Source organism: Cryobacterium tepidiphilum, from assembly GCF_003716325.1.
Classification (GTDB): domain Bacteria; phylum Actinomycetota; class Actinomycetes; order Actinomycetales; family Microbacteriaceae; genus Cryobacterium; species Cryobacterium tepidiphilum.
The window spans coordinates 59750-84319 of record NZ_RDSR01000007.1; the positions used below are offsets into that span (position 1 = coordinate 59750).

General features: G+C 69.4%; 27 protein-coding genes. 14 read left to right on the forward strand and 13 right to left on the reverse strand.

Features of this window, described 5'->3' with window-relative positions:
- Positions 1-6: 6 nt before the first annotated feature.
- Positions 7-726, reverse strand: coding sequence for a TetR/AcrR family transcriptional regulator (locus tag EEJ31_RS06005; protein WP_123045392.1), 720 nt, complete (start codon positions 724-726; stop codon positions 7-9).
- Between the two features lie 128 nt (positions 727-854).
- On the opposite strand from EEJ31_RS06005, the gene EEJ31_RS06010 reads away from it, so the two are divergent.
- Together EEJ31_RS06010 and EEJ31_RS06015 are read left to right on the forward strand one after the other, a co-directional pair.
- On the forward strand, positions 855-1421 hold the full coding sequence (locus tag EEJ31_RS06010) for a LemA family protein (RefSeq protein ID WP_123045393.1): 567 nt from the start codon (positions 855-857) through the stop codon (positions 1419-1421).
- 12 nt (positions 1422-1433) lie between these two features.
- Entirely contained in the window at positions 1434-2321 is an 888-nt protein-coding gene (locus tag EEJ31_RS06015) for a M48 family metalloprotease (protein WP_123045394.1), read from the forward strand.
- On the opposite strand, the gene EEJ31_RS06020 is transcribed toward EEJ31_RS06015, so the two are convergent.
- Positions 2318-3568, reverse strand: coding sequence for a winged helix-turn-helix domain-containing protein (locus EEJ31_RS06020; RefSeq protein WP_123045395.1), 1251 nt, complete (start codon positions 3566-3568; stop codon positions 2318-2320). The genes EEJ31_RS06015 and EEJ31_RS06020 overlap by 4 nt on opposite strands.
- 73 nt (positions 3569-3641) lie before the next feature.
- On the opposite strand from EEJ31_RS06020, the gene EEJ31_RS06025 reads away from it, so the two are divergent.
- Both EEJ31_RS06025 and ilvA read left to right on the forward strand, forming a co-directional pair.
- The gene (locus tag EEJ31_RS06025) at positions 3642-4976 is read left to right on the forward strand and encodes an AI-2E family transporter (protein WP_233563759.1); all 1335 of its coding nucleotides are present in this window, start codon (positions 3642-3644) and stop codon (positions 4974-4976) included.
- A complete protein-coding gene (gene ilvA / locus EEJ31_RS06030) occupies positions 4969-6201 on the forward strand; it encodes a threonine ammonia-lyase (protein ID WP_123045396.1) in 1233 nt (410 codons plus the stop codon). Before EEJ31_RS06025 ends, ilvA begins: the two co-directional genes overlap by 8 nt.
- 18 nt (positions 6202-6219) lie before the next feature.
- On the opposite strand, the gene greA is transcribed toward ilvA, so the two are convergent.
- Positions 6220-6708, reverse strand: a complete 489-nt coding sequence (gene greA, locus EEJ31_RS06035; RefSeq protein WP_123045397.1) for a transcription elongation factor GreA — start codon at positions 6706-6708, stop codon at positions 6220-6222.
- 89 nt (positions 6709-6797) lie between these two features.
- Positions 6798-7220, reverse strand: a complete 423-nt coding sequence (locus EEJ31_RS06040; RefSeq protein ID WP_233563760.1) for a DUF4307 domain-containing protein — start codon at positions 7218-7220, stop codon at positions 6798-6800.
- Positions 7221-7307: 87 nt separating this feature from the next.
- On the opposite strand from EEJ31_RS06040, the gene mca reads away from it, so the two are divergent.
- Together mca and EEJ31_RS06050 are read left to right on the forward strand one after the other, a co-directional pair.
- The gene (gene mca / locus EEJ31_RS06045) at positions 7308-8180 is read left to right on the forward strand and encodes a mycothiol conjugate amidase Mca (RefSeq protein WP_199727286.1); all 873 of its coding nucleotides are present in this window, start codon (positions 7308-7310) and stop codon (positions 8178-8180) included.
- Complete coding sequence (locus EEJ31_RS06050) at positions 8177-8470, forward strand: hypothetical protein (RefSeq protein ID WP_123045399.1); 294 nt, start codon at positions 8177-8179, stop codon at positions 8468-8470. Before mca ends, EEJ31_RS06050 begins: the two co-directional genes overlap by 4 nt.
- Here EEJ31_RS06050 and trhA read toward each other — a convergent pair.
- Positions 8461-9162 carry a PAQR family membrane homeostasis protein TrhA gene (trhA, locus tag EEJ31_RS06055; protein WP_123045400.1) on the reverse strand — a complete coding sequence of 234 codons (702 nt, stop codon included), beginning with the start codon at positions 9160-9162 and terminating at the stop codon, positions 8461-8463. The genes EEJ31_RS06050 and trhA overlap by 10 nt on opposite strands.
- Before the next feature lie 69 nt (positions 9163-9231).
- Here trhA and EEJ31_RS06060 point away from each other — a divergent pair, with 69 nt between their 5' ends.
- The 3 genes from EEJ31_RS06060 (at position 9232) to EEJ31_RS06070 (ending at position 12692) form a co-directional block, all read left to right on the forward strand.
- Positions 9232-10017, forward strand: coding sequence for an isoprenyl transferase (locus tag EEJ31_RS06060; protein WP_123045401.1), 786 nt, complete (start codon positions 9232-9234; stop codon positions 10015-10017).
- A gap of 11 nt (positions 10018-10028) precedes the next feature.
- Positions 10029-11150 (forward strand): aminotransferase class V-fold PLP-dependent enzyme, encoded by a 1122-nt coding sequence (locus EEJ31_RS06065; RefSeq protein WP_123045402.1) that lies wholly within the window; start codon positions 10029-10031, stop codon positions 11148-11150.
- A 219-nt stretch (positions 11151-11369) separates the two neighbouring features.
- Positions 11370-12692, forward strand: a complete 1323-nt coding sequence (locus EEJ31_RS06070; RefSeq protein WP_233563765.1) for a PhoH family protein — start codon at positions 11370-11372, stop codon at positions 12690-12692.
- An 85-nt stretch (positions 12693-12777) separates the two neighbouring features.
- On the opposite strand, the gene EEJ31_RS06075 is transcribed toward EEJ31_RS06070, so the two are convergent.
- The 5 genes from EEJ31_RS06075 to xseA all read right to left on the reverse strand — a co-directional run bounded on the left by EEJ31_RS06075 (position 12778) and on the right by xseA (position 17143).
- On the reverse strand, positions 12778-14181 hold the full coding sequence (locus tag EEJ31_RS06075; RefSeq protein ID WP_123045403.1) for a class II fumarate hydratase: 1404 nt from the start codon (positions 14179-14181) through the stop codon (positions 12778-12780).
- Between the two features lie 75 nt (positions 14182-14256).
- Positions 14257-14916, reverse strand: a complete 660-nt coding sequence (locus EEJ31_RS06080; RefSeq protein ID WP_199727287.1) for a carbonic anhydrase — start codon at positions 14914-14916, stop codon at positions 14257-14259.
- 46 nt (positions 14917-14962) lie between these two features.
- A complete protein-coding gene (locus tag EEJ31_RS06085; protein ID WP_148040136.1) occupies positions 14963-15613 on the reverse strand; it encodes a DUF4245 domain-containing protein in 651 nt (216 codons plus the stop codon).
- 11 nt (positions 15614-15624) lie between these two features.
- Positions 15625-15867 (reverse strand): exodeoxyribonuclease VII small subunit, encoded by a 243-nt coding sequence (locus EEJ31_RS06090; protein ID WP_123045405.1) that lies wholly within the window; start codon positions 15865-15867, stop codon positions 15625-15627.
- Position 15868: 1 nt separating this feature from the next.
- Positions 15869-17143: an exodeoxyribonuclease VII large subunit gene (gene xseA, locus EEJ31_RS06095; protein WP_407643209.1), complete on the reverse strand. Its 1275-nt coding sequence runs from the start codon at positions 17141-17143 to the stop codon at positions 15869-15871.
- A gap of 61 nt (positions 17144-17204) precedes the next feature.
- On the opposite strand from xseA, the gene EEJ31_RS06100 reads away from it, so the two are divergent.
- A complete protein-coding gene (locus EEJ31_RS06100; RefSeq protein WP_123045468.1) occupies positions 17205-18245 on the forward strand; it encodes a 4-hydroxy-3-methylbut-2-enyl diphosphate reductase in 1041 nt (346 codons plus the stop codon).
- Between the two features lie 22 nt (positions 18246-18267).
- On the opposite strand, the gene EEJ31_RS06105 is transcribed toward EEJ31_RS06100, so the two are convergent.
- Complete coding sequence (locus EEJ31_RS06105; protein ID WP_233563761.1) at positions 18268-18792, reverse strand: DUF6264 family protein; 525 nt, start codon at positions 18790-18792, stop codon at positions 18268-18270.
- 12 nt (positions 18793-18804) lie between these two features.
- Complete coding sequence (gene fbaA / locus EEJ31_RS06110; protein WP_123045407.1) at positions 18805-19830, reverse strand: class II fructose-bisphosphate aldolase; 1026 nt, start codon at positions 19828-19830, stop codon at positions 18805-18807.
- A gap of 216 nt (positions 19831-20046) precedes the next feature.
- Here fbaA and glpX point away from each other — a divergent pair, with 216 nt between their 5' ends.
- Both glpX and rmuC read left to right on the forward strand, forming a co-directional pair.
- Positions 20047-20979, forward strand: coding sequence for a class II fructose-bisphosphatase (glpX, locus tag EEJ31_RS06115; protein ID WP_123045469.1), 933 nt, complete (start codon positions 20047-20049; stop codon positions 20977-20979).
- 133 nt (positions 20980-21112) lie between these two features.
- Positions 21113-22447, forward strand: a complete 1335-nt coding sequence (gene rmuC, locus EEJ31_RS06120; protein ID WP_123045408.1) for a DNA recombination protein RmuC — start codon at positions 21113-21115, stop codon at positions 22445-22447.
- A gap of 81 nt (positions 22448-22528) precedes the next feature.
- Here the strand turns inward: rmuC and EEJ31_RS06125 are convergent, their stop codons facing one another.
- On the reverse strand, positions 22529-23146 hold the full coding sequence (locus tag EEJ31_RS06125) for an exonuclease domain-containing protein (protein WP_123045409.1): 618 nt from the start codon (positions 23144-23146) through the stop codon (positions 22529-22531).
- Positions 23147-23228: 82 nt separating this feature from the next.
- Between EEJ31_RS06125 and ychF the strand changes: the two genes are divergently transcribed.
- Positions 23229-24302: a redox-regulated ATPase YchF gene (ychF, locus tag EEJ31_RS06130; RefSeq protein WP_123045410.1), complete on the forward strand. Its 1074-nt coding sequence runs from the start codon at positions 23229-23231 to the stop codon at positions 24300-24302.
- A 33-nt stretch (positions 24303-24335) separates the two neighbouring features.
- The gene (locus EEJ31_RS06135) at positions 24336-24527 is read left to right on the forward strand and encodes a type II toxin-antitoxin system RelE/ParE family toxin (protein WP_456064311.1); all 192 of its coding nucleotides are present in this window, start codon (positions 24336-24338) and stop codon (positions 24525-24527) included.
- Positions 24528-24570: the final 43 nt, after the last annotated feature.

Here is a 24570-nt window from a genome sequence, read left to right on the forward strand (position 1 = left end):
GGCGAATTATTCGCCTGGGTCGCCCTGGCTGTCAAGGCTCTCCGTCGCCGGCGGCGAGGGGGCCGCGACGGCGCCGCCGACCGCGTAGTCCACGAGGTGCCACTGCAGCACCGGGCCGAGCCGGGCGACGAGGTCGTCGACCGGCGCGCTGGCAATGGGCTCCAGCTTCAGGACGTACCGGGTGAGCATGAGGCCGACGATCTGGGATGCCGCGAGGCTGGCGCGGAGCTCCGCGTCATCGGTGTGGATGGCCAAGGCGATGCGGTGGAGCACCTCGCGCACGAGGAACTCCTTGAGCATCCTGCTCGCCGCGTTGTGGCCCACGGCCGTGCGCAGCACAAGCGCCGCCCGGTTCTGGGCGGCCGGCGAGGTCAGCTCGGTCAGGACGTATCGGGCCAGGTGCTCGCCCACCTCGCTCCGCGGGCCGGCCAGGATCACCGGCACCATGCGGTCGGGCCGGAACGGCGCCTCGATGGTCGTGGCGAAGAGATCGGCCTTGTCGTCGAAGTAGTGCCGGATCAGCGCTGGGTCCACGCCGGCTCGGCGGGCGATGGCCCGCAGCGACGCCGCCTCATAGCCGCGGGCGCCGAACTCGTGCGCCGCGGCAGCGAGGATGAGCGCCCTCGTGTCCGCGCTGGTCTCGCCCGCGGAGCCCCGCGGCCGACCCCGGGCCCGCCGGCCGGAGCCCGGCTCCGGCCCACCGGCATCCGCTCGCGACTCACTCATGTTCCCGAGCCTACGACTTAGCTTCGAGAGTGATGGGAAGCACATGGGAGCGACAGGGCGCGCGGCTAAGATTGCCGTGCACCACGTACGGACCCCGATGGTCCACTCAATCACAAGGAGTCGCTGCCATGGAATGGCTCATCCCGGTCCTCATCGTCGTCGTGATCGTCGCCATCATCGGCATCTATCTCTGGGCGACGTACAACTCCCTCGTCACGTTGAACGTGCGGGTGGATGAGGCGTGGAGCGACATCACCGTGCAGCTGAAGCGACGCGCCGACCTGATCCCGAACCTCATCGAGACGGTCAAGGGCTACGCCACCCACGAGCGCGGCGTGTTCGAGAACGTCACCCGTGCGCGCGCCGAGACGCTCTCGGCGCAGGGCCCGGCCGAGGCATCCGTTGCCGAGAACCACATGCAGACCGCCCTGAAGAGCATCTTCGCCGTCGCCGAGGCGTACCCGCAGCTGCAGGCCAGCCAGAACTACCTCCAGCTCCAGGGTGAGCTCGTCGACACCGAAGACAAGATCCAGGCGTCGCGCCGGTTCTACAACGGCGGTGTGCGTGAACTGAACACCAAGATGAAGGTGTTCCCCAACAACGCCTTCGCCCGCAACCTCGGCTTCACCGAGCGCAACTTCTTCGAGGTCACCGACACGGCGGCCATCGCGCAGCCGCCGCGCGTGCAGTTCTAGCCCGGAGAGGCCATGTACAGCGCGATAGCGAAGAACAAGCGCAACACCGTCTTCATCATCCTGTTCTTCCTGGTCTTCATCGGAGCCCTCGGCGCCCTCGCCCAGTACGTGTACGGGCCGGGCGGATACGGCATCTTCGTCGCAACCATCGTCATCGCTGCCCTGTATGCCTGGTTCCAGTACTACATGGCCGGCCGGCAGGCCGTCGCGATGAGCGGCGGCATCCGCATCACCAGCAAGGACGAGCTGCCGCGGCTGTGGCGCACGGTGGAGAACCTCTCGATCGCCACCGGCACGCCCATGCCCGAGATCTATGTGATCAACGACCCGGCGCCGAACGCGTTCGCCACCGGTCGCGACCCCGAACACGCGATCGTCGCCGCCACCACGGGGCTCCTCGACATCATGGACGACTCCGAGCTCGAGGGGGTCATGGCGCACGAGCTCGGGCACGTGCGCAACTACGACATTCGCGTCTCGCTGGTCGTGTTCGGCCTCGTCGTGGCCGTCGGGTTCATCGCCGACATGTTCCTGCGCATGGCGTTCTTCGGCCGCAATAACAACAACAACAACACCAACCCGGTCGTCATGGTGTTCGGCCTCGCGGCGATGGTGGTCGCACCGCTGGTTGCGAGCATGGTGCAGCTCGCGGTGTCGAGGCAGCGCGAGTACCTGGCGGATGCGACGAGCGCGATGACGACGCGACATCCGGATGCCCTCGCCAGCGCACTGCTCAAGCTGGAGGCCTATGGTCGCCCGATGCGCAAGCAGAACACGTCGATGTCGCACCTGTGGATCGCCGACCCGCTGCGGCCGGGCCTGATGAGCCGCCTGTTCAGCACCCACCCGCCGATCGCCGACCGGGTGGACCGCCTGCACACGATGGGCCGCACCTTCTAGCCTGCTCCGGGGCGAGCGGGGGCGTCGCCCGCCGAGGGGAGCGGCGCCGCGAGGGCTGCCGCGAGCGGGCCGGCCAGCGTGCCGCGTGGCACGACCTCGACGTCGCCGAGGCCCTGCCAGTCGGCCGTCGCCCGCAGCACGCATGCGAGCGCTTCGGCCGTGTGCGCTGGCGCGCCGGGCTCCGTCCACGCCGCCTGCACGCGCAGCACGCCCGCCTGCCGGTCGCTTTTGAGGTCCACGCGCCCCACCAGCCGGTCGCCGAGGAGGACGGGCAGCACGTAGTAGCCGAACACCCGCTGCGGAGCGGGCGTGTAGATCTCGATGCGGTAGCGGAACCCGAACAGTCGCTCGGCCCGCGCCCGCTCCCACACCACCGGGTCGAACGGCGAGAGGATCGCAGCGGCCTCGATGCGGCGCGGGAGCCGGGCGTCGCGGTGCAGCCAGGCGCGGCCGGGAGCGCCGTTCCGGCCCCAGCCCGCTACCTCGACGGGCACCAGGTCGCCGCGCTCCTCGAGCTCGGTGATGGCGTGGAGCGTGGGGGCGGTCTTCAACCGGAAGTAGTCGGCGAGGTCCTTCGCCGTGGCGATCCCGTGGGCGCGCGCCGCGTGCGCCACCAACTCGCGGTGGGCATCGGTGCGGGGGACCTCCATCCCGAGGAGCTCCGCCGGCAGGACGTCCTCGGCGAGCGCGTAGACGCGCTCGAACCGGGACCGTCCCGCGCTCACGACCTCGCCCCAGCGGAACAGCACCTCGAGACCCGTCTTCACATCGGACCATCCCCACCAGGGGCCCCGCCGCTTGTTGGCGTCGTGCTCGATCGCGCTGGCCGGCAGCGGACCGCTGGTCGCCAGCTCCGCGCGCAACCAGTCCAGCATGCCGCGATTGGCATGTGACCAGTGGTCGTCGGTGGCTGCCGCCCGCTCACGGAAGTCGCGCATCCGCCATTCGAAGAGCGGCCGCGTCGCGAGCGGCAGGAACGACGCCTCGTGGGCCCAGTACTCGGTGTACCGCGCCGGGTCGTCGGTGAGCCGGTCGAGCTGCGACTTGTCGTAGACGCCGAGCCGGCTGAACGCCGGAAGGTAGTGGCTACGCTCGAAGACGTTCACCGAGTCGATCTGCAGCAACCCGAGCCGCCTGATGAGGGCATCGAGACGACGGATGCCGACCGGTCCGGCCGGGGATCGACCGAATCCCTGCGCGGCAAGGGCGATGCGCCGGGCGAGGGCGGGGGAGACCGAGTTCACCATGGCAAACGAGACTAGCGCTCCCCACCGACAGCGGCGGCACTGGGCGGTTCCCGCGGCGTCCTAGACTGTGATCGTGGCGGATTCCAAGTCGGGCTGGGGCAGACTGTTCGGTGCCCGCGCGATCGACGCCGGGGCATCGGAGGATCCCGGCCTGCCCACTGTGCCATCCGACTCCGGCTCCGTGCCGCCCGGCCTCCGGCTGGCGGCCGCGTGGTCGTGGCGCTTCCTCATCGTCTGCGGCGCCGTCGCCGTCCTGATCTTTCTCGTCATCGAGCTGCGGCTCATCGTCATCCCGGTCCTCGTCGCCGTCCTCGTTGCCGCCCTCCTGGTTCCGGTCGTCACATTCCTCACCCGGCATCGATGGCCGCGGGGCCTGGCCGTGGCCCTCGTACTGCTCGGCTCGCTCGCGATCGTCGGCGGCCTCATCACGCTGGCCGCCACCCAGATCGCGCAGGGGTCGCAGGGATTCAGCGCCCGGCTCGTGATCGCCTACGAGGGTCTCAAGGAGTTCCTGCTCACCTCCCCGCTGCACCTCACCGAGGCGCAGATCAACGACTTCGTGGCCCAGGGCCTCGACTCGGTGCAGAACGAGAGCGCCGTGTTCGTGAGTGGCGCGCTGTCGGTGGGGACGTCGCTCGGGCACCTGGTGGCCGGTCTGCTGCTCACCCTGTTCTGCCTGCTGTTCATCCTCGTCGACGGAGCCAACATCTGGGCCTGGGTCGTGCGGATCTTCCCGCGCAACGCCCGGGCCGCGATCGACGGGGCCGGCCGCGCCGGCTGGGAGACGCTCGGCAACTTCGCCCGCGTGCAGATCCTCGTGGCCACGATCGACGCGATCGGCATCGGCCTGGGCGCCGTGATCATCGGCGTGCCCATGGCGATCCCCATCGCCATCCTGGTTCTGCTCGGATCCTTCATCCCCATCGTGGGGGCGGTGGTGACCGGTGCCGTCGCCGTCGTGATCGCCTTGCTGTTCCTCGGACCGGTGCCGGCGCTCTTCATGCTCGCCGTGGTGCTCTTCGTGCAGGAGGTGGAGGGCCACGTGCTCCAGCCACTGATCATGGGAACCGCCGTGAAGGTGCACCCGCTGGCCGTCGTGCTCGCGGTTGCGACGGGCTCGCTGCTGGCCGGGATCCCCGGCGCCCTGTTCGCGGTGCCGATCGCCGCGGTGCTCAACGTGATGGTGGGGTACATCTCCAGCGGCGCCTGGCGCGGAGTGCCGCCACCGGCGGGACCGCCCGCGCCCCTCTGGCGCACGGTGCCCCAGTCGCTCCCGCGTTTCCGGAGTCCCGGGCGCGACGCCCGCCGCGTGGAGCGAACCGACCCCGAGGCGACGACAGAAGCCACCCCAACGGATGCGACGCCAGCCCGCCGCGCCCCCGACTCAGGAAGCACCACCGATGACTGAACCCGCGTCCGGCCCGACCCTCGCCCAGATCGAGGAGGCCCGGGATGTGGTGGCACGGGTGGCGCAGAGCACCCCCATGGAGAGCTCGCGTTACCTGCACGAGGTGCTGGGGTCGCCGGTGCTGCTCAAGTGCGAGAACCTGCAGCGCACCGGATCGTACAAGATCCGCGGTGCGTACTACCGCATGTCGCGCCTCACGCCCGAGGAGCGTGCGCGTGGCGTGGTCGCCGCATCCGCCGGCAACCACGCCCAGGGGGTCGCCTTCGCGGCCCGGGAGCTGGGGATCAAGGCCACCATCTTCATGCCGCTCGGCGTCGCCCTGCCGAAGCTGCAGGCCACCCGGGACTACGGCGCCGACGTGAAGCTCCGCGGCCACACCGTCACCGAGCCGCTGCTGGCGGCGGCGGAGTACGCGCTGGAGACCGGGGCGGTGCTGATCCCGCCGTTCGACCACATCGATGTCGTCACCGGACAGGCGACGCTCGGACTGGAGATCCTCGACCAGGCGCCCGACGTGGCCACGGTCGTCGTGCCGATCGGCGGGGGCGGCCTCATCTCCGGTGTCGCCAGCGCGGTGAAGCAGCGCGCAGCGGCCGAGGGGCGCGACATCCGCGTGGTCGGCGTGCAGGCGGCCAGGGCCGCCGCGTACCCGCCGTCGCTCGCCATCGGCGAGGCCGTCGACATCACGATCGAACCCACCATCGCCGACGGCATCGCCGTGGCCAAGCCCGGCACGCTCAATTTCGACCTGGTGCGGGAGTACGTCGACGAGGTCGTCACGGTCAGTGAGGACGACATCGCCCGCGCACTGCTGGTGCTCCTCGAGCGTGCGAAACTCGTGGTCGAGCCGGCCGGCGCCGTCTCCGTTGCCGCGATCCTCGCCGGCAAGATCCCGTCGCTCGGGCCCACCGTCGCGATCCTCTCGGGCGGCAACATCGACCCGCTGCTCATGCAGCGCGTGATCAGCCACGGACTGGCGGCGTCGGACCGGTACCTTACCCTCAAGATCATGCTGCCTGATCGCCCGGGCCAGCTCGCGCGCATCTCCGAACTGCTGGCCGAAGCACGCGCCAACGTGAACGAGGTGCTGCACACCCGGCACGGGACCGGGCTTCAGCTCACCGAGGTCGAGCTGGACATCAGCGTCGAGACCCGGGGACCCGAGCACCGCCAGCAGGTCGTCGACCTGCTGCGCGGCGCCGGGTACAACCCGCAGATCGGTTGACGCGGCCCTGGCGGGCGATCAGCCGGCGAAGGTGTCGACGCTCGTGATGGCGACCTCGATGGACTTGCCGTTGGGTGCCGTGTAGCTGGTCTTCTCGCCGGCCTTCAGGCCGATGATGGCCTCGCCGAGCGGGCTTTGCTCGCTGTAGACGTCGAGATCGCTGTTGCCGGCGATCTCCCGGCTGCCGAGCAGGAAGCGGGTCTCGTCACCGGCGATGCTCGCGGTGATCACCAGACCGGGCTCGACGACGCCGTGGCTCTCGGGAACGTCGCCCACTTCGGCGGTGCGCAGCAGCTGGGTCAGCGTACGGATGCGCGCCTCCTGCTTGCCCTGCTCATCCTTGGCCGCGTGGTAACCGCTGTTCTCCTTGAGGTCGCCCTCCTCGCGGGCCGATTCGATCTTCTTGGCGATCTCTTCGCGGCCCGTGGTGCTCAGAGTCTCCAGTTCCGCCGCGAGGCGGTCGTATGCCTCCTGGGTCAGCCAGGTGACCGTGGTGTCGGTAGTCATGGGTACTCTCCTCTCTGGCGTTCCTGCGGGTACAGGGGGCTCAGATATGATCGACGCCCCGACGAGTCCGTCAGGGCGAATACACCACTCTAGGTCAGCCAGCAGCGGTAAATCAACCCTGACTCGCTCCGACCGCTCGTGCGCACCGTCTCGCTGAACGTGCGGGTGTAGTCGGTGGAAGGCGGCAGGTCGACGACCTTCCAGCCCACGATCGTGAAATCGGTGTTGAGCGCCTGCACCGCACAACTGAGCGGCGTGCCGGTGGGAGCCGACACCTCGAACGCCACGCTGACGGCGTGGTCATCGACGACCGTGTACCCGAGGTCCCGCGTCTCGATGGAGGCCTTCGACCCGTCCAGGCCGGCCCACACGACCCAGGCGGCGAAGACGACGACGAACGCGGCCCCGACGCTCCAGAGGATGACGCGGTCACGCCGGGTGCGCGTGCGGGTGCGTCCGTAGCGCTCGCCCAGCCCGGTGCTCATCTCCGACACCGCTTCACTGCTGACCACTCACTGACTCTCGCGCTCGTGTGCTCACTGGCAACCGGGGACTATTAGGCTTGCTGACAAGGTTACCCGGCATCCCTGAGGAGTTTCGTGACACTGCGACTACTGGCGGTGCACGCCCATCCCGACGACGAGTCGAGCAAGGGCGCTGGCACCTACGCTTCCTACCAGGCGCGCGGCGACCAGGTGACGATCGTGAGCTGCACGGGCGGCGAACGCGGCAGCATCCTGAACGACTCGCTCGCCGATCGTGCCATGGCCCAGCGTGACATGGCCGGGCTCCGGCACGCCGAGATGGCGGCGGCGCAGCGGATCCTCGGCGTCGACCACCGCTGGCTCGGATTCGTCGACTCCGGCATGAACGACGACGGCAGCGTGCCGCCCAACTCGTTCGCGGCCATCCCGCTGGAGATCGCCGTGGAACCGCTCGTGCGCGTCATCCGGGAGCTGCGCCCGCAGGTGCTGGTCACCTACGACGAGAACGGGGGATACCCGCACCCGGACCACATCCGCTGCCACGAGGTCTCGATGGAGGCCTACCGGGCGGCTGCGGACGCGGACAGGTACCCGGACGCCGGGGAGCCCTGGCAGATCGCCAAGGTCTACTACGACCGCATCTTCAACCTCGAGCGCATGGACGCCCTGTACCACGCCCTCGTGGAGAGCGACCCGGAGTCGCCGCGCCTCGAACCGCTGCAGGGAGCGCGCGACCGCCTCACCGGATACCCGAAACTCGCCACCACGCACGTGCCGGTCGGGGACTTCCTGGAGACCCGCGATGCGGCGCTCCGGGCGCACGAGAGTCAGGTCTCACCCGACAGCAGCTTCTTCTTCTGGCCCCACGACCTCGTTCGCCGGGCGTGGCCGTACGAGGACTTCCAGCTCGTCGAATCGAAAGTGCACACGGAGATGCCCGAGTCCGACCTGTTCAGCGGCATCGACGACGATGGGTTCCGGGCATGATCGCCGCCCTGGGCTGGATGCTGGCCGACACGCCCGACCCCGATACCGTCACCCCCGGCCCGGTCGGGTTCCTCGCGATCGCCTTCGTGGCCGTCGCGGTCGTGCTGCTCGGGTTCGACCTGGTCCGCCGCATCCGTCGCACCACGTACCGCGCCGAGATCCAGGAGCGGCTCGCCGAAGAGGCGCGTGCCGCCGAGACGACCGGACCCGCCGAACCCGCCGAACCCGCCGCGCCCGAATCTCCCACACGCCCCGACGCACCCCGCGAACGGGGAGGCCCTCAGGGGTAGAGCGGATGCGTGGCGATCAGCAGGATCGCCACCCAGTGGCAGAGGAACGCGACCACCGTCAGCGTGTGGAAGACCTCGTGGAAGCCGAAGACGCCGGGCACGGGGTTCGGCTTCTTCACCCCGTAGACGACGGCGCCCACGCTGTAGCAGAGACCGCCGACGAGGATCAGCGTCATCATGAGCGCGTTGGCCTGGAAGAAGTCGACGATGAAGGCCAGTGCCCCCCAGCCCATCAGGAGGTAGAGCGGCACGTACAGCCAGCGGGGCGCGCCGATCCAGAACACCCGGAAGGCGATGCCGCAGAGGGCGCCGGTCCAGATCAGCACCAGCAGCAGCGTCGCCTTCCGCGGCGGCAGCGCGAGCACCGTGATCGGCGTGTATGAGCCGGCGATCAGCAGGAAGATGTTCGCGTGGTCGAAGCGCTTGAGCAGCAGCTTCGCCCGCGGCTTCCACGCCACCCGGTGGTAGAGCGCCGAGATGCCGAACAGGAGCAGGGAGCTGATCACGAACACCAGGCAGCTCCACGTCGCCGCGGCGCCGCGCGCGAGGAGGAGCAGGACGACGCCGGCCACCACCGCCAGGGGGAAGGTCCCCGCGTGGATCCACCCGCGCCAGGTCGGCTTCAGGTCGACCGGGTGATCCTGCGCGTCCGCCGCGAGCGGCAGGTTCGGCAGGTCGGGCGGTTGGCTCATGAGGCAAGAATAGGCGAGCGCACCGGACTGCGGTACGTGTCCGGCCCGGCCGTGCATTAGCGTGACTGTGTGCAGAAAAGGCAGGAACCCCTCGGGCGCGGTGTGCTGTACCGGGTCTACCAGCGCCGCCTGCGCAACAGCCTGAACCCCGAGACGCTGCCGCGCCACGTCGCCATGATCATCGATGGCAACCGGCGGTGGGCCAGGCAACTCGGCTATGACTCGCCCGCCGAGGGGCACCGCGCCGGCGCGGCGAAGATGCGCGAGTTCCTGGAATGGTGCGACGATCTCGGCATCTCGGTGGTCACGCTCTACCTGCTCTCCGCCGACAACCTCACGCAGCGGGCGCCCGACGAGCTGGCCGACCTGATCGAGATCATCGCCGAGCTCGCCGATGAGCTGTCCCGCTATCGCGACTGGCGCATCCAGCAGGTCGGGTCGAAGAAAGACCTGCCCGAACCGCTCATCGCCGCCCTCGACGCGGCCGAGGCCCGTTCGGCGGGCAAGTCCGGTCTCCATGTGAACCTCGCGGTCGGCTACGGCGGCCGCACCGAGATCACCGACGCCATGCGCAGCATCGTCGCCGACCACCACGCGCACGGCGGCAGCCTCGAAGACCTCGCGGAGACCCTCACGCCCGAGCTCATCGGCGCGCACCTCTATACCGGCGGCCAGCCCGACCCCGATCTCGTGATCCGCACCTCGGGCGAGCAGCGCCTCAGCGACTTCATGCTGTGGCAGAGCGCGCACAGCGAGTTCTACTTCGTGGAGGCGCTCGGGCCGAACCTCCGGCCCGTCGACTTCCTGCGGGCCCTGCGCGACTTCGCCACCCGGCAGCGACGATTCGGCGGCTGAAAGGTGAACGGATGAGCGCCACGGAACAGTTCCTCGAGGGTTTCCTGGAGGAGCCGGGCTACCTGGACTACGGGCGGGTCGGGCCGCTCTCGGCGACCGTGGTCGCGGAGACCCTCGGCCAGTCCGAGCTGCTCTCCCGTGCCCGGTTCGGCAGCCTCGAGCCGTTGTTCGCGCAGGATGCGCGCGCCCGCGAGGCGGTGGCGGCCGTCACGGGCTTCCGCGCCGAGCAGATCGTGTCCCAGCCGAACACGAGCATGGGCCTCATGCACGCCATGTTCGGGCTCACCGGCGGCGTGCTGCTCTCGCCGGCCGACTTCCCGAGCGTGCCATTCGCCGCCGTGCGCGCCGCACAGGCGCTCAACGTGGTGACGCCGGTGTGGCTGGAGACCGAGCACGGGCGCGTGACGCCGGGGCAGGTCAAGGAGCAACTGGCGCCCGACGTCGTCGCGGTCGCGGTCAGCCTCGTCGACTCGCGCACCGGGTCGGTGGCCGACCTGGAGGGCATCCGCCAGGTCATCGGCGACCGCTTGCTCATCGTCGACGCCATCCAGGGGTTCGGCGTCGTCGACGCCCCGTACGAGATGGCGGATGTCGTGGCCTCCGGCGGTCAGAAGTGGGCGCGGGCAGGTTGGGGGACCGGCTTCCTCGCCCTGAGCGACCACGCCGCCGAGCGGCTCACGCCGGTCGTCTCGGGGTACACCGCCACCGACGTCGACCTGCCCTGGGACGAGGTACCGGCGCCGCGGGACGGCGCGGCGGCGTTCCAGGTGACCAACGGCGACAACATCGCGTACGCCCGGTTCGCGGCCGCGCTGGAAGAACTCGACGCGGTGGGCGTCGCATCCGTTCAGGCGCTCATCGCCGAGACGGTGACCCAGGTCATCGACCTCGCCGACGAGTTCACCGTTCCGGTGGCCTCACCGCGCGACGAGCGTGAGCGCGCCGGCATCGTCGTGCTGGAACCCCTTCCCGAGCAGCTCACGGTGCTCGCCGCCGCCCTGCACAACCACGGCATCACCGCGACCACCCGGCTCGGCACGGTGCGCCTGAGCGTGCACGCCGGCACGTCGACGGAGACCCTCGACATGCTGCGCGCGGCGTTCACGTCGTTCTCCTCCGCCGCCGTGTACTGAGGTTTCGTCGCATGCCTCCCGGAGTGGGGGCGCGCTCCAGCGTGTCGATCGTTGTGAACCGGGCCTCGGGGACGTAGCGTCATTTCCATCAGGTATGGCACCTGATCGAGTCGGCCACAGTCGTACGGCTCGATACCCGCCCTGTGGCCTCTCGCCAAAGAAATCCGCGCAAGCGGAACGTGGGGAGTGGTTGTGGCCGAACAGACCGACTACCAGGACGTGAACCAGGCGCCGGCGAAAGCCCGGCAGGCCGAGCGAACCTTCGTGCTCGACACCTCGGTGCTGCTGAGTGACCCGAAGGCGATCTTCCGGTTCGCGGAGCACGCCGTGGTGCTGCCCGTCATCGTCATCACCGAGCTGGAGTCCAAGCGAGACGACCCCGAGATCGGCTATTTCGCCCGCCAGGCGCTGCGCAACCTCGATGAGCTGCGCCTGCGACACGAGCGGCTCGATTTCCCGATCCCCGTCGGCGACGGCGGCAGCCTCCGGGTGGAACTGAACCACTCCAACATGTCGGTGCTGCCCTCGGGGCTGCAACTGGGCGACAACGACTCCCGCATCCTCGCCGTGGCCATGAACCTGGCGAACGACGGATGCGACGTGACCGTCGTCTCCAAGGACCTCCCGCTGCGCGTCAAGGCCGCCTCCATCGGGCTGACGGCCGACGAGTACCGGCACGAACTCGCCCCGGCGGACTCGGGCTGGACAGGCATGGCCGACATCACCCTGAGCGCCGAGCAGGTCAACGACCTCTACGAGTCGGAGCGGCTGCAGACCCGGCTGGTGCAGGACATGCCGGTCAACACGGGCCTCGTCATCCACTCCGAACGCGGCTCCGCGCTCGGCCGGGTCACGGGTACCGGCAGCCTGAAGCTGGTGCGTGGCGACCGCGACGTCTTCGGGCTGCACGGCCGATCGGCCGAGCAGCGCCTCGCGATCGACCTGCTGCTCGACCCGGAGATCGGCATCGTGTCGCTCGGCGGCCGTGCGGGCACCGGCAAGTCGGCCCTCGCCCTGTGCGCCGGCCTCGAGGCGGTGCTGGAGCGCCAGCAGCACAAGAAGATCATGGTGTTCCGGCCGCTGTACGCGGTGGGCGGTCAGGAGCTCGGCTTCCTCCCAGGCGACCAGGGCGAGAAGATGAACCCGTGGGGCCAGGCGGTGTTCGACACCCTCGGCGCCCTCGTCTCGGAGAACGTGCTCGACGAGGTGATGGACCGCGGCATCCTCGAGGTGCTGCCGCTCACGCACATCCGCGGCCGTTCGCTGCACGACGCGTTCGTGATCGTCGACGAGGCCCAGTCGCTGGAACGGAACGTGCTGCTCACGGTCCTCAGCCGCATCGGCCAGAACTCCCGGGTCGTGCTCACGCACGACGTGGCGCAACGCGACAACCTGCGGGTGGGCCGCTTCGACGGCGTCGCGTCGGTCATCGAGACGCTGAAGGGGCATCCGCTGTTCGCCCACATGACGCTCACCCGCTCGGAGCGGAGCGCCATCGCCGCCCTCGTCACCGAGATGCTGGAGGGCAACGAGCTCGGCTGACCGCCGGCCGCCGAAACGGCCAGTTCCGGTCGAGACCGCCCCGCACGCGGGGCCGGCTCGACCGGAACTGTCGGTCTCGGTGGCGCTACGCCTGCGGCGGCCGCGTCATGCTCAGCACGTCGAGGGCGCTGTCGAGCTGTTCGAGGCTGACCTCGCCGCGGTCGACGAAGCCCAGGTCGATGACCGACTCGCGCACGGTGATGCCCTTGGCCACCGAGTTCTTCGCGACCTTCGCCGCGGCCTCGTAGCCGATCACCCGGTTGAGCGGGGTGACGATCGACGGCGACGACTCGGCCAGCGCCCGCGCGCGGTCCACGTTCGCCTCGAGCCCGTCGATGGTCTTGTTCGCGAGCGCCCGGGTCGAGTTCGAGAGCAGCCGGATCGACTCGAGGAGCGCCGTGCCCATCACCGGGATGGCGACGTTCAGCTCGAACGAGCCCGACGCGCCCGACCAGGCGATGGTCGCGTCGTTCCCCACCACACGCGAGCAGACCATGAGCACGGCCTCCGGGATGACGGGGTTGACCTTGCCGGGCATGATCGACGAGCCCGGCTGCAGGTCGGGGATGGCGATCTCGCCGAGGCCCGTGTTCGGGCCGGAGCCCATCCAGCGCAGGTCGTTGCAGATCTTGGTGAGGCCGACGGCGATGGTGCGCAACGCACCGGATGCCTCCACCAGCGCGTCGCGGTTGGCCTGCGCCTCGAAGTGGTCCTGCGCCTCGGTGATCGGCAGCTCGGTCTCGGTGGTGAGCAGTTCGATGACCAGCTGCGGGAACCCCGCGGGCGTGTTGATTCCCGTGCCGACGGCGGTGCCACCGAGCGGAACCTCGGCCACGCGGGGGAGGGCGCTCCGCACCCGCTCGATGCCGAGCCGCACCTGGCGGGCGTACCCGCCGAACTCCTGCCCGAGCGTCACCGGCGTCGCATCCATCAGGTGCGTGCGGCCGGACTTCACCGTCTCGGCCCACAAGGCGGCCTTGGCCTCGAGCGACACGGCGAGGTGGTCGAGCGCGGGAACCAGGTCGTCGATGAGGGCGCTGGTGACGGCGATGTGAACGGATGTCGGGAACACGTCGTTCGAGGACTGCGACGCGTTGACGTGGTCATTGGGGTGCACGGGGCGGCCGAGGCTTCGGCTGGCGAGCGTCGCCAGCACCTCGTTCATGTTCATGTTCGAGGAGGTGCCGCTGCCGGTCTGATACACGTCCACGGGGAACTCGCCGTCGAAGCGGCCGCTGATCACCTCGTCGGCGGCGTCGGAGATCGCCTGCGCGACGTCGCCGTCCAGCACGCCGAGCTTCGCGTTCGCCTGCGCGGCCGCCTTCTTGATGCGCGCCAGTGCCGCAATCTGGGCGGACTCGAGCACCGACCCCGAGATCGGGAAGTTCTCGACCGCCCGCTGGGTCTGCGCGCTGTACAGCGCATCGACGGGGACTCTCACCTCGCCCATCGTGTCGTGTTCGATGCGGTATTCGCCTGAGTTCTCCACCCTGATTCCCTTCCATGGAACGGCGCACCCGCGCCGGTCGTGCTGTTCTCGTGCCGGTTGGTCGACCGCGGCCGGTCAGGCCATGCCGACGATGACGTGCGGGTCGACGCGACCCTCCACGAGCCGGTAGTTTGCGCCGACGATAGCCAAGGTACCGTCTGCGACGGCGGCGCTGATCATCTCCGAGGCCTCGAGCATCTCCGAAATCGTGTTGCGCACATGCGTGCGGCCCACAGCGGATGCGTCGACCGACACCGGGTCGACAGGCGCGGCATCCGCTCGGGTCACCTCGTGCACGGCCGGCACGATCCTCTGGATCAACCCGTCGATGTGCGGCGGGAGCGGCGCAGCGTCGTCGGCCTGCGAGTCGATGGCCGCCCGGACGGCGCCGCAGGAGTCGTGCCCGAGCACGATGACGAGCGGGACGTGCAGCACGCCGACGGCGTATTCGATCGACCCGAGCGCGGACTCGGATGCCACCTGCCCGGCGTTGCGGATGACGAACAGGTCGCCGAGCCCCTCGTCGAAGATGATCTCGGCGGCGAGCCGGGAGTCGCTGCAGCCGAGGAGCACGGCGTGCGGCGCCTGGCCACGGCCGAGCTCCGCGCGGAGTTCCACGTCCTGTCGCGGGTGCCGCGGCGCTCCCGAGACGAATCGCTCGTTGCCGCGCTGCATCTCGGCCCACACCTCCGCGGGGGTGGGGAGGGTGGTCGTTCCCGTCGTGCTGTCGCTCATGCTCTCACTTTCGTCCGACCGGCGATGGCCGGTGTCCTTCCAGGGTTCAGCCGCCCGTCGTCTCCTGAACCTGCCCGGACAGTGCGCGGGCAAGCACCTCGAACTCGTCCTCCGGCGCGGTGCCGACCAGCAGGTACGTGCTGGACCCGCCGGCGGTGACGAGGGCGTAATCGAAATTGCCGCGATCGGCGGCTGGCCTGGCATTCCGGTAGACGTCCCAGGTGACGCCGTCCACGACGACGGTGCCGGAGGCGAGTTGGTTCTGCAGTTGGTCGGCGAGCCAGGTGGGGTTGGCGTCCTGAGCCTGGGTGAGGCCGATGAACCCGTCGCTGGGCGTGAGCAGGCCGATGTACCAGGAGCGCACCCGGTCGTTGCTGCCGGTGTGCCAGGTGGCGGCATTCGCGCGCCAGCCCTCGGGCAGGACCGGGTCGGCCAGGGGCACATCGAGGCCGGCCTGGGTCTGCGCGGCGATCTGGTGGTAGTCGACCGGCTTCACGAGGGAGGTGTCGCTGCGCGGCACGAAGAGCACCACAATGAACACGACGACAAGCGTGACCAGCAGCGAGTAGACCAGGTTGTTGACAGTCTTGCGGGACCGGTAGTTGCGTGAGTCCCGCGCCTTCCGTGCTGCCGTCTCCTCAGGCGTCTCAGGGCGGCCGAGCTCGGCGACGACGCGGGGAGTTTTGCGGCTGGCCATGCTGTGGATGCTCACTCCTGGGCGGCTCGGTCCGCGGCTGACGCTCCAGCGCGGGCCGCGTCAAGGCGCGCCTTGGCGCCGATGAGCCATTCCTCGCACCGCCGGGCGAGCGCTTCGCCGCGTTCCCAGAGCGCAAGCGACTGCTCGAGGGTGGACGAGCCCTGTTCGAGTTCGTTCACCACCCGCACGAGTTCGTCGCGGGCCTGCTCGTAGCTGAGCGAGCTGACGTCGGTGGTGGGAGGCATGGCATCCATTCTATTTGGCGGGCACGGCTGCGTCGGCGGGCACTGGCATGACCTCCTCCTGGGCGGCGGCCGTGAGCGTTCCCTCCGCCAGCGTGAGGGTCAGCGGTGTGCCGGCCGGCGCCTGGTCGGGGTTGCGCAGCACGTGGCCGTCGGGGAGCTGGGCGATGGCGTAGCCGCGATCGAGCGTGCCCTGCGGAGACAGCGCGCGCAGCTGCGACCGGAGTTCGGTGACGCTGGAACCGGCGCGTTCGAGCAGGCGGGTGCTGATCTCCACGCCGCGGGCGACGAAGCGGGTGAGCTCCTCGGCCCGGGAATCCACGATCCAGCTGGTGCTGCTCAGCACCGGCCGGCTCCGCAGGTGCCCGAGCCGGTCGATCTCCGACGAGAGGATGCCGGTGAGCCGGGTGCTGAGGCGGCCCCGGTACTGCTGCACGCGGTCGAGTTCCTCGCTGACGTCGGGGACGACGCGCTTGGCGGCATCCGTCGGTGTGGAGGCGCGTAGGTCGGCGACCTCGTCGAGCAGCGGCCGGTCGGCCTCGTGGCCGATCGCGCTCACGAGGGGAGTGCTGCAGGCCGCCGCGGCGCGCACGAGGGCTTCATCGCTGAAGCCGAGGAGGTTCTGGAAGTCGCCGCCGCCGCGGGCGACGATGATGACGTCGACCTCGGCATCCGCGTCGAGCGCCTTGATGGCCGCCGTCACCTCACTCACGGCGCGCTCGCCCTGCACGGCGGCGTGCACGACGCGGAAGCGCACGGCGGGCCAGCGCAGCTGGGCGTTGCGCAGCACGTCTTTCTCCGCGTCGGAGTCCTTGCCGGTCACGAGGCCGATGCAGTGCGGGAGGAAGGGGAGCGGTTTCTTGCGCGCCGGCGCGAACAGGCCCTCGGCGGCCAGGGCGGCCCGGAGCCGCTCGAGGCGTTCGAGCATGTCACCGAGACCCACGTGGCGCAGTTCGAAGACCTGCATGGTGAGGCTGCCGCCCTTGACCCAGTAGTTCGGCTTGACCAGGGCGATGACGCGGTCGCCCTGCTTGAAGTTCTCGGTGAGGCGGGCGCGCACCGACGACCAGACCGTGAAGCTCACGGTCGCGTCTTCGGTGAGGTCTTTCAGCTTGCCGTAGACGTTCCCGCCGCTCACGCCCCACTGCGTGACCTCGCCCTCCACCCACGCGGTGCCGAGGCGCTCGATGTAGCCGCGGATCTTCTGGGAGAGCAGCGCGACCGGCCACGGTGTTTCCAGGGTGGGCGGGGCATCCGTCATCAGCAGGTCCTCCCGGGGGTTGCTCAGGCGTTCGGCGTAAACTGGGGCGGTGACCACAGGTACGAATTCCCCCGTGATCGGCCTCGGCATGCCTCGGATTCCGAGTGCCAGGGGCAGGCTCAAGGATACGCCGGTCCACGGACACAAGCGTGTGCTGCTGGCGGCCCCGCGCGGCTACTGCGCCGGCGTGGACCGCGCGGTCGTCGCCGTGGAGAAGGCGCTCGAGCACTACGGCGCCCCGGTCTACGTGCGCAAGCAGATCGTGCACAACATCCACGTCGTCACCGAGCTCGAGAAACAGGGCGCCATCTTCGTCGACGAGGTCGACGAGGTTCCGCCCGGATCGCACGTCGTGTTCAGTGCGCACGGCGTCGCCCCGAGTGTCGTGAACGCCGCCGCCGAGCGGGGTTTGCAGGCGATCGACGCCACCTGCCCGCTGGTCACCAAGGTGCACCGTGAGGCGGTGCGGTTCGCGCGTGACGACATGCACATCCTGCTGATCGGCCACGAGGGCCACGAGGAGGTCGAGGGCACCGCCGGTGAGGCGCCCGAGCACACCACGCTCGTGGGCAGCCCGGACGAGGCCGACACCATCACCGTGCCCGACCCCGACAAGGTCGTCTGGCTGTCGCAGACCACGCTGAGCGTGGACGAGACGATGGAGACGGTGCGGCGCCTGCGCGCTCGCTTCCCCAACCTCCAGGACCCGCCGAGCGACGACATCTGCTACGCCACCCAGAACCGGCAGGTGGCGATCAAGAAGGTCGCGCAGGAGTCCGACCTCGTGATCGTGGTGGGCTCGGCCAACTCGTCGAACTCGGTGCGCCTCGTCGAGGTGGCCCTCGAGTACGGCGCCAAGGCCGCGTACCGTGTGGACTACGCGAGCGAGGTCAAGCAGGAGTGGCTCGACGACGCCGTCACCGTCGGGGTCACGAGCGGCGCATCCGTGCCGGAAGAACTGGTACAGGAGCTGCTGGGCGACCTTGCGGATGCCGGGTACGGCGACGTGCAGCAGGTGAAGACCGCCGAGGAGGACCTCGTGTTCTCGCTCCCCAAGGAGCTCCGCAAGACGCGCAGTGGCGCCACCGACGAGCGGGCCCTCGGCGGCCGCGTGGGCCGCTCCAGCTGACGCGGCCCTGCCGGCGCCCCGGTCAGGGCCGGCTGTAGAAGTCGAGCAGCGTCGGGTCTGACGAGAGGGCGATCGACATCACGACGAACAGCGCCACGAGCGAGACGGCGGCTCCGATAACGGGAACGTAGAACGCCCGCCGTCCGCGCACGAGCAGCCACACCGACACCCCGGCCGTCGCCAGCCAGGTGAGGCCCTGCAGCACCATGCCGATGGTCAGTACGGGCTCGACGGATGCCGCCGGCACGTAGGTGCCGAGGTTCTGCTGGGTGTACAGCAGTTGCACCGCGTCAGGCAGGGCGACCAGCACCGATGCGGCGAACGTCGCGCCCAGCAGCCCCAAGATCAGCAGCACGAGTGTCACCGGGCGGTCCCAGCGGGGAACGCCGCCGACCGGCGGGGGAGGCGACGAAGGGGCAGGCGCTGGCGCTTCCGGTTGCGGAGGCCGCCACGACCATCCCTCCGGCGCGAGCTCCCCGAATTGCGGGCGCGGCCGACGGTCCTCCGGGGGCGTTCCCGGAGGCGGGGTTCCGTCGGGCGTGCTCACGGTCGCCGCCGCTCAGCTGCCCGAGTGTCCGGCGGAGCCCAGCTGGCGGGTCGCCTCCACGACGCGCGCGGCCATCGCCGACTCGGCGACCTTGCCCCACGCGCGTGGGTCGTAGAGCTTCTTGTTGCCGACTTCGCCGTCCACCTTGATCACGCCGTCGTAGTTCTTCAGCATGTAGTCGGCGATCGAGCGGGTGAACGCGTACTGGGTGTCGGTGTCGATGTTCATCTTGACGACGCCGTTGGCCACCGCCTCGGCGATTTCGGCGTCGGACGACCCCGATCCGCCGTGGAAGACCAGGTCGAGCGGCTTCGCGCCGGTGTTGTAGGCCTTCGCCAGGCCGTCCTGGATGTCCTTCAGGAGCTCCGGGCGCAGCCGCACGTTACCGGGCTTGTAGACGCCGTGCACGTTCCCGAAGGTGAGCGCCGCCATGTAGCGGCCCTGGTCTCCGAGGCCGAGGGCCTCCACCATCCGCTGTGCGTCGTCGAGGGTCGTGTACAGGTGCTCGTTGATGTCGTGGCTGACGCCGTCTTCCTCACCGCCGACCACGCCGATCTCCACCTCGAGGATGGCGTTGATCGCCTGGGTGCGCTTCAGCATGTCCTTCGCGATGTCCAGGTTCTCCGCGAGCGGAACGGAGGAGCCGTCCCACATGTGCGACTGGAAGATCGGGTTGCCGCCGTTCTTGACGACGTCCTCGGAGGCGGCGATGAGCGGGAGGACGAAGTCGTCGAGGGCGTTCTTCGGGCAGTGGTCGGTGTGCAGGGCCACCGTCACGGGATAGTTCTCGGCCACGGTGTGGGCGAAGCGGGCGAAGGCGAGGGCGCCGGCCGCGCGGTTCTTAACGCTCTGCCCGGCGAAATAGTCCGCACCGCCCGTGGTGACCTGGATGATGCCGTCGGAACCGGCCTCGGTGAGGCCCTGCAGCACGGCGTTGATCGTCTGCGACGACGACACGTTGAACGCCGGGTAGGCGAAGCCCTTGTCTTTGGCCTTGTTCAGCATCTCGGCGTACTGGTCGGGGGTGGCGATGGGCATGGCTTCTCCTCTGAAGAACTGCGGACGGCGGGGCCTTGGCCCTTAGTCTATTGACCCCGCTAGTCTGAAGGCGGCACCCCCGCGCGCAGCCGGGGCCGGTCCGACGACGGACCACGCCACTGCCACGTTTCGTCCGGGAAGGACCAACTTGTGACCAGCGACCCTCGTACGACCGACTCCGCCGTGCTGTACACGCACCCCGATCGCAACCTGGCGATGGAGCTGGTGCGCGCCACCGAGGCCGCGGCGATCCGCGCCGTGCCGTTCATCGGGCGCGGTGACAAGAACGCCGCCGACGGTGCCGCCGTCGACGCGATGCGTAAGTTCCTCGGCACGGTGAACTTCGACGGCGTCATCGTGATCGGTGAGGGCGAGAAGGACCACGCCCCGATGCTCTTCAACGGCGAGCATGTCGGCAACGGCCGCGGCCCCGCCTGCGACATCGCGGTGGACCCGATCGACGGCACGAGCCTCACGGCCGCCGGGCGGCAGAACGCCCTGTCGGTGATCGCGGTCTCGGACCGGGGCACCATGCTCGACGCGTCATCCGTTTTCTACATGGACAAGATCGTCACCGGCAGCGCCGGTCGCGGGGTCGTCAGCCTCGACCAGTCGGTCGGTGACAACATCCGCGAATACTCCCGCGCCACCGGCAAGCCCGTGGGGGAGATGGTCATCGCGGTGCTCGACCGGCCCCGCCACGCCGGCCTGATCGACGAGATCCGCAGTGCCGGCGCCGGAACGCGCCTGATGCTCGACGGCGACGTGGCCGGCGGCATCAACGCCGCCCGCTACGAGACGCGCATCGACATGTGCCTCGGCGTGGGCGGCAGCCCCGAGGGCATCACCACAGCCTGCGCGCTGAAGGCGCTCGGCGGGTTCATGCAGGGCCGGCTGGCCCCGCGCGACGACGCCGAGCGGGAGAAGGCTCAGGCCGCCGGGCTGGACGTCGACGCGCTCCTCGAGATCGAGGACATGGTCAAGGGCGACAACACGTTCTTCGTGGCCACCGGTGTGACCGACGGTGGACTGGTCGAGGGCGTGCGCCGCGTTGGGCCGATGATCCGCACCGAGAGCATCGTGCTGCGCTCGCGTTCGGGCACCCAGCGCCGCGTCATCGCGGAGCACCTCGCCGAGAAGTGGCTCTGACGCCGCGCTCCTGACCCGATTCGCCTGAGGTCCTGACCGGCCTGCCGTCGACCCTCCGACACCTCAGGCGGGGGAAGGCGACAGGCGCGCGGGCTGCCGCGGCGTTGTCGGTGGCCGCTGACAGACTGGTCGCATGGACCCACTGCTGCTGCTCATCCTCGGCCTCCTTATCGGTTTGGCGGCCGGCGCCGTCCTCGGCTTCGTCATGCGCGGCAAGCTGGGCCATGCAACGGATGGCGCGGGTGCGAGCACGAGCGAGCTGGAGGCGCGCCATCAGGCGGCCCTGGCCGAGGTGCGTGCGCGGGAGGCGGCCACGCAGTCGCTGCTGCGGGAGGAGCTCGCGGCGCTGCACGCGACCGCTGAGGGCCTGCGCGCGCAGGTGACGGATGCCCGGCAGCAGTACCGCGAGCTCGTCGAGCGGCACCACGCCGACCAGGAGGCCCGCTCCCATCGGGAGCAGCAGGAGAGCCGGGTGCTGCAGGCGTTGGCGCCGGTGAAAGAGAGCCTGCAGGACATGCAGAAGAAGGTCACCGAGCTGGAGTCGCTGCGCAGCGTGCAGCACGGCGAGCTCAGCGAGCAGCTGCGGGCCGCGACCGAGTCCGAGGAGCGATTGCGCAGCACCGCGGAGTCGCTGGCGGCCGCGCTCCGCGCGAACAACACCCGCGGCGTGTGGGGGGAGACGCAACTGCGGAGCGTCGTCGAGGCGGCGGGGCTCCTCGAACGCGTCGACTTCGACGTGCAGTCGAGCATCGTCTCCGACGCCGGTGCCGGGCGGCCAGACATGGTCGTGCACCTCCCGGGTGGCAAGCACATCGCCGTCGATGCGAAGGTTCCGTTCTCGGCGTTCCTCGAGGCGAGCACCATCCCGGCGACGGCCACCGGCGCGGAAGGGGCCCGGCGAGAGGCCCACCTCAAGGCGCACGTGAAGGCCGTGCGAGACCACATCACGGCGCTCGGCAGCAAGGCATACTGGCAGGGCCTCGACAGCTCCCCGGAACTCGTCATCGCGTTCATCCCCAGCGAATCGCTCGTGTCATCCGCTCTGGAGGCCGACCCGTCGATCATGGAGTTCGCCTTCTCGAAGCGGGTCGCGCTGTCGTCACCGGTCACGCTGTGGTCGGTGCTCAAGACCGTGGCCTTCAGTTGGCAGCAAGACGTGCTGACCCAGGACGCCAAGGTGCTGTTCGACCTCAGCCGCGACCTGTACTCCCGCCTGGCCACGACGGCCGCTCACATCGAAAAGCTGGGTCGGTCGATCGAGCGCACGGTCAAGGACTACAACGGATTCGTTGGCTCGCTGGAACGGCAGGTGCTGCCGACGGCGCGCAAGCTCAACGCCCTCGACGAGTCGAAAGTGCTCGCACCGTTGGCCACCGTCGAGGAGACCCCGCGCGACCTCGTGGCGTACGAGTTCGTCGCGGAGTTGGAGCGTGGGCGCCTCGCCGAACCGGTCTCCGTCAACGACTGATCTTGCCGCGGTAAGAACTCTCCGGCGCGGCACGCGGCACGTGCGGCGCCCATCAGTTCGGGGTGGGGCGGCTCGACGTCGTCAGCTCAGGGCCATGGGGCCGTGCGTGGCGGCGTGGGCCTTCGTCGCCACCGGTCCGATGACGCCGATCTTCACCCCGGTCACGTGGGCGAGGTGCTCGACGGTCTCGACCTCGTGCCGTTTGGCGGCGTGGATCATGATCGCCGCGCACGCCTCCGAGTCTGCGAGCGCATCATGGTGGGCGAAGTCCTCGAATCCGGCGGCCATAGCGGCGACCGGCAGGCGGTAGGAGTCGAGATGGTAGGTGCGCCGCGCCACCTGGAGGCTGCACACGTAGTGGAAGTCAGGGATGGGCACGTCGCTGGCCAAGCAGGCACCCTTGATCACGCCGAGGTCGAAGCCCGCGTTGTGGGCGACCAGGTGGTCGCCGTCGGCGAAGGCGACCAGGTCGGGAAGTTGCTCGTGCCAGCCGGCCGCGGTCTCGACATCCGTTGGCCGGATGCCGTGGATGCGGATGTTCCATTCCAGGAAGGCGTCGTGGCCCACCGGCGGCTTGATGTACCAGCTGGCCCGATCGACCACGCGAGCGCCCCGAACCTTGACCAGGCCCACTGAGCAGGCGGACGCGCTTGAGGAATTGGCGGTCTCGAAATCGATGGCGGTGAAGTTCAGGGGCACTGCCTCATGGTCTCATGGGCCACCGACATCACCGATTCGGCTCGGCGGGGTGTCCCAGGGCCAGCCGGTACGATGGAGTCTCGTGGCTCTCACTATCGCAATCGTCGGACTGCCCAACGTCGGCAAGTCCACCCTGTTCAACGCGCTCACCCGCAACCAGGTCCTGGCCGCGAACTATCCGTTTGCGACCATCGAACCGAACGTCGGTGTGGTGAACCTGCCGGACAGCCGACTCGACACCCTCGCCGAGATCTTCGCGAGTGAGCGCGTCCTGCCGGCGCCGGTGTCGTTCGTCGACATCGCCGGCATCGTGCGCGGGGCCAGCGAGGGGGAGGGGCTGGGCAACAAGTTCCTGGCCAACATTCGAGAAGCGGATGCGATCGCCCAGGTCATCCGCGGATTCGCCGACCCCGACGTGGTGCACGTCGACGGCGCGGTCAACCCGGCCAGCGACATGGAGACCATCAACACGGAGCTCATCCTCGCCGACCTGCAGACGCTCGAGAAGGCCGAGGCCCGCTACGAGAAAGAGGTCAAGGGCCGCAAGCTCGACCCCTCGGTGCTGGAGACCGCGAAGGCTGCTGCGGCGATCCTCGATTCCGGAAGGCCGCTGTCGTCAGCGACCATCGACCTGGAGCCGATCCGCGAGCTCGGACTGCTCACCGCCAAGCCCTTCATCTATGTCTTCAACGTCGACGAGGCCGTGCTGCAGGACCAGGCGAAGCTCGACCAGTTGGCCGCACTCGTGGCGCCGGCGAAGGCCGTGTTCCTCGACGCGAAGCTCGAGTCGGAGCTGATCGAGCTCGACCCTGAGGACGCCGCCGAGATGTTGGCGTCGACGGGCCAGGAGGAGAGCGGCCTCGACCAGCTGGCGCGCGTGGGCTTCAGCACCCTGGGACTGCAGACCTACCTGACCGCCGGCCCCAAGGAATCCCGGGCGTGGACGATCCACCAGGGCTGGACGGCTCCGCAGGCGGCCGGGGTCATCCACACGGACTTCCAGAAGGGCTTCATCAAGGCGGAGATCATCTCCTTCGACGACCTTGTCGACGCCGGATCGGTCGCCGAGGCCCGCGCCAAGGGCAAGGCCCGCATGGAGGGCAAGGACTACGTCATGCAGGACGGCGACGTGGTGGAGTTCCGGTTTAACGTCTAGCGTTATTGACGCAACGCGTTATAGCATGATTGCGTGATCAGGTCGTTCGGCGACAAGGACACCGAACGATTGTGGCGTCGTGAACGCGTCCCGTCGATCGATCCTCGGGTTCATCGGGTGGCACTGCGCAAGCTTCGCCAGGTAGGAGCTGCGGAGGCGCTCAACGAGCTCCGCGTGCCACCAGGGAACCGGCTCGAAGCGCTGAAAGGCGATCGGTCCGGGTAATACGGCATCAGAATCAATGACCAGGGGCGGATTTGTTTCGTAT

Bases quoted from the DNA above. Each gene is read 5' to 3' on its own strand.
- EEJ31_RS06005 (WP_123045392.1), bottom strand. From the start codon at position 726: ATGAGTGAGTCGCGAGCGGATGCCGGTGGGCCGGAGCCGGGCTCCGGC.
- fbaA (WP_123045407.1), bottom strand. From the start codon at position 19,830: ATGCCCATCGCCACCCCCGACCAGTACGCCGAGATGCTGAACAAGGCC.
- EEJ31_RS06050 (WP_123045399.1), top strand. From the start codon at position 8,177: ATGATCGCCGCCCTGGGCTGGATGCTGGCCGACACGCCCGACCCCGAT.
- EEJ31_RS06080 (WP_199727287.1), bottom strand. From the start codon at position 14,916: ATGAGCGACAGCACGACGGGAACGACCACCCTCCCCACCCCCGCGGAG.
- EEJ31_RS06090 (WP_123045405.1), bottom strand. From the start codon at position 15,867: ATGGATGCCATGCCTCCCACCACCGACGTCAGCTCGCTCAGCTACGAG.
- EEJ31_RS06015 (WP_123045394.1), top strand. From the start codon at position 1,434: ATGTACAGCGCGATAGCGAAGAACAAGCGCAACACCGTCTTCATCATC.
- rmuC (WP_123045408.1), top strand. From the start codon at position 21,113: ATGGACCCACTGCTGCTGCTCATCCTCGGCCTCCTTATCGGTTTGGCG.
- EEJ31_RS06065 (WP_123045402.1), top strand. From the start codon at position 10,029: ATGAGCGCCACGGAACAGTTCCTCGAGGGTTTCCTGGAGGAGCCGGGC.
- glpX (WP_123045469.1), top strand. From the start codon at position 20,047: ATGGAGCTGGTGCGCGCCACCGAGGCCGCGGCGATCCGCGCCGTGCCG.
- EEJ31_RS06010 (WP_123045393.1), top strand. From the start codon at position 855: ATGGAATGGCTCATCCCGGTCCTCATCGTCGTCGTGATCGTCGCCATC.
- EEJ31_RS06020 (WP_123045395.1), bottom strand. From the start codon at position 3,568: ATGGTGAACTCGGTCTCCCCCGCCCTCGCCCGGCGCATCGCCCTTGCC.
- greA (WP_123045397.1), bottom strand. From the start codon at position 6,708: ATGACTACCGACACCACGGTCACCTGGCTGACCCAGGAGGCATACGAC.
- EEJ31_RS06085 (WP_148040136.1), bottom strand. From the start codon at position 15,613: ATGGCCAGCCGCAAAACTCCCCGCGTCGTCGCCGAGCTCGGCCGCCCT.
- EEJ31_RS06100 (WP_123045468.1), top strand. From the start codon at position 17,205: ATGCCTCGGATTCCGAGTGCCAGGGGCAGGCTCAAGGATACGCCGGTC.
- ilvA (WP_123045396.1), top strand. From the start codon at position 4,969: ATGACTGAACCCGCGTCCGGCCCGACCCTCGCCCAGATCGAGGAGGCC.
- trhA (WP_123045400.1), bottom strand. From the start codon at position 9,162: ATGAGCCAACCGCCCGACCTGCCGAACCTGCCGCTCGCGGCGGACGCG.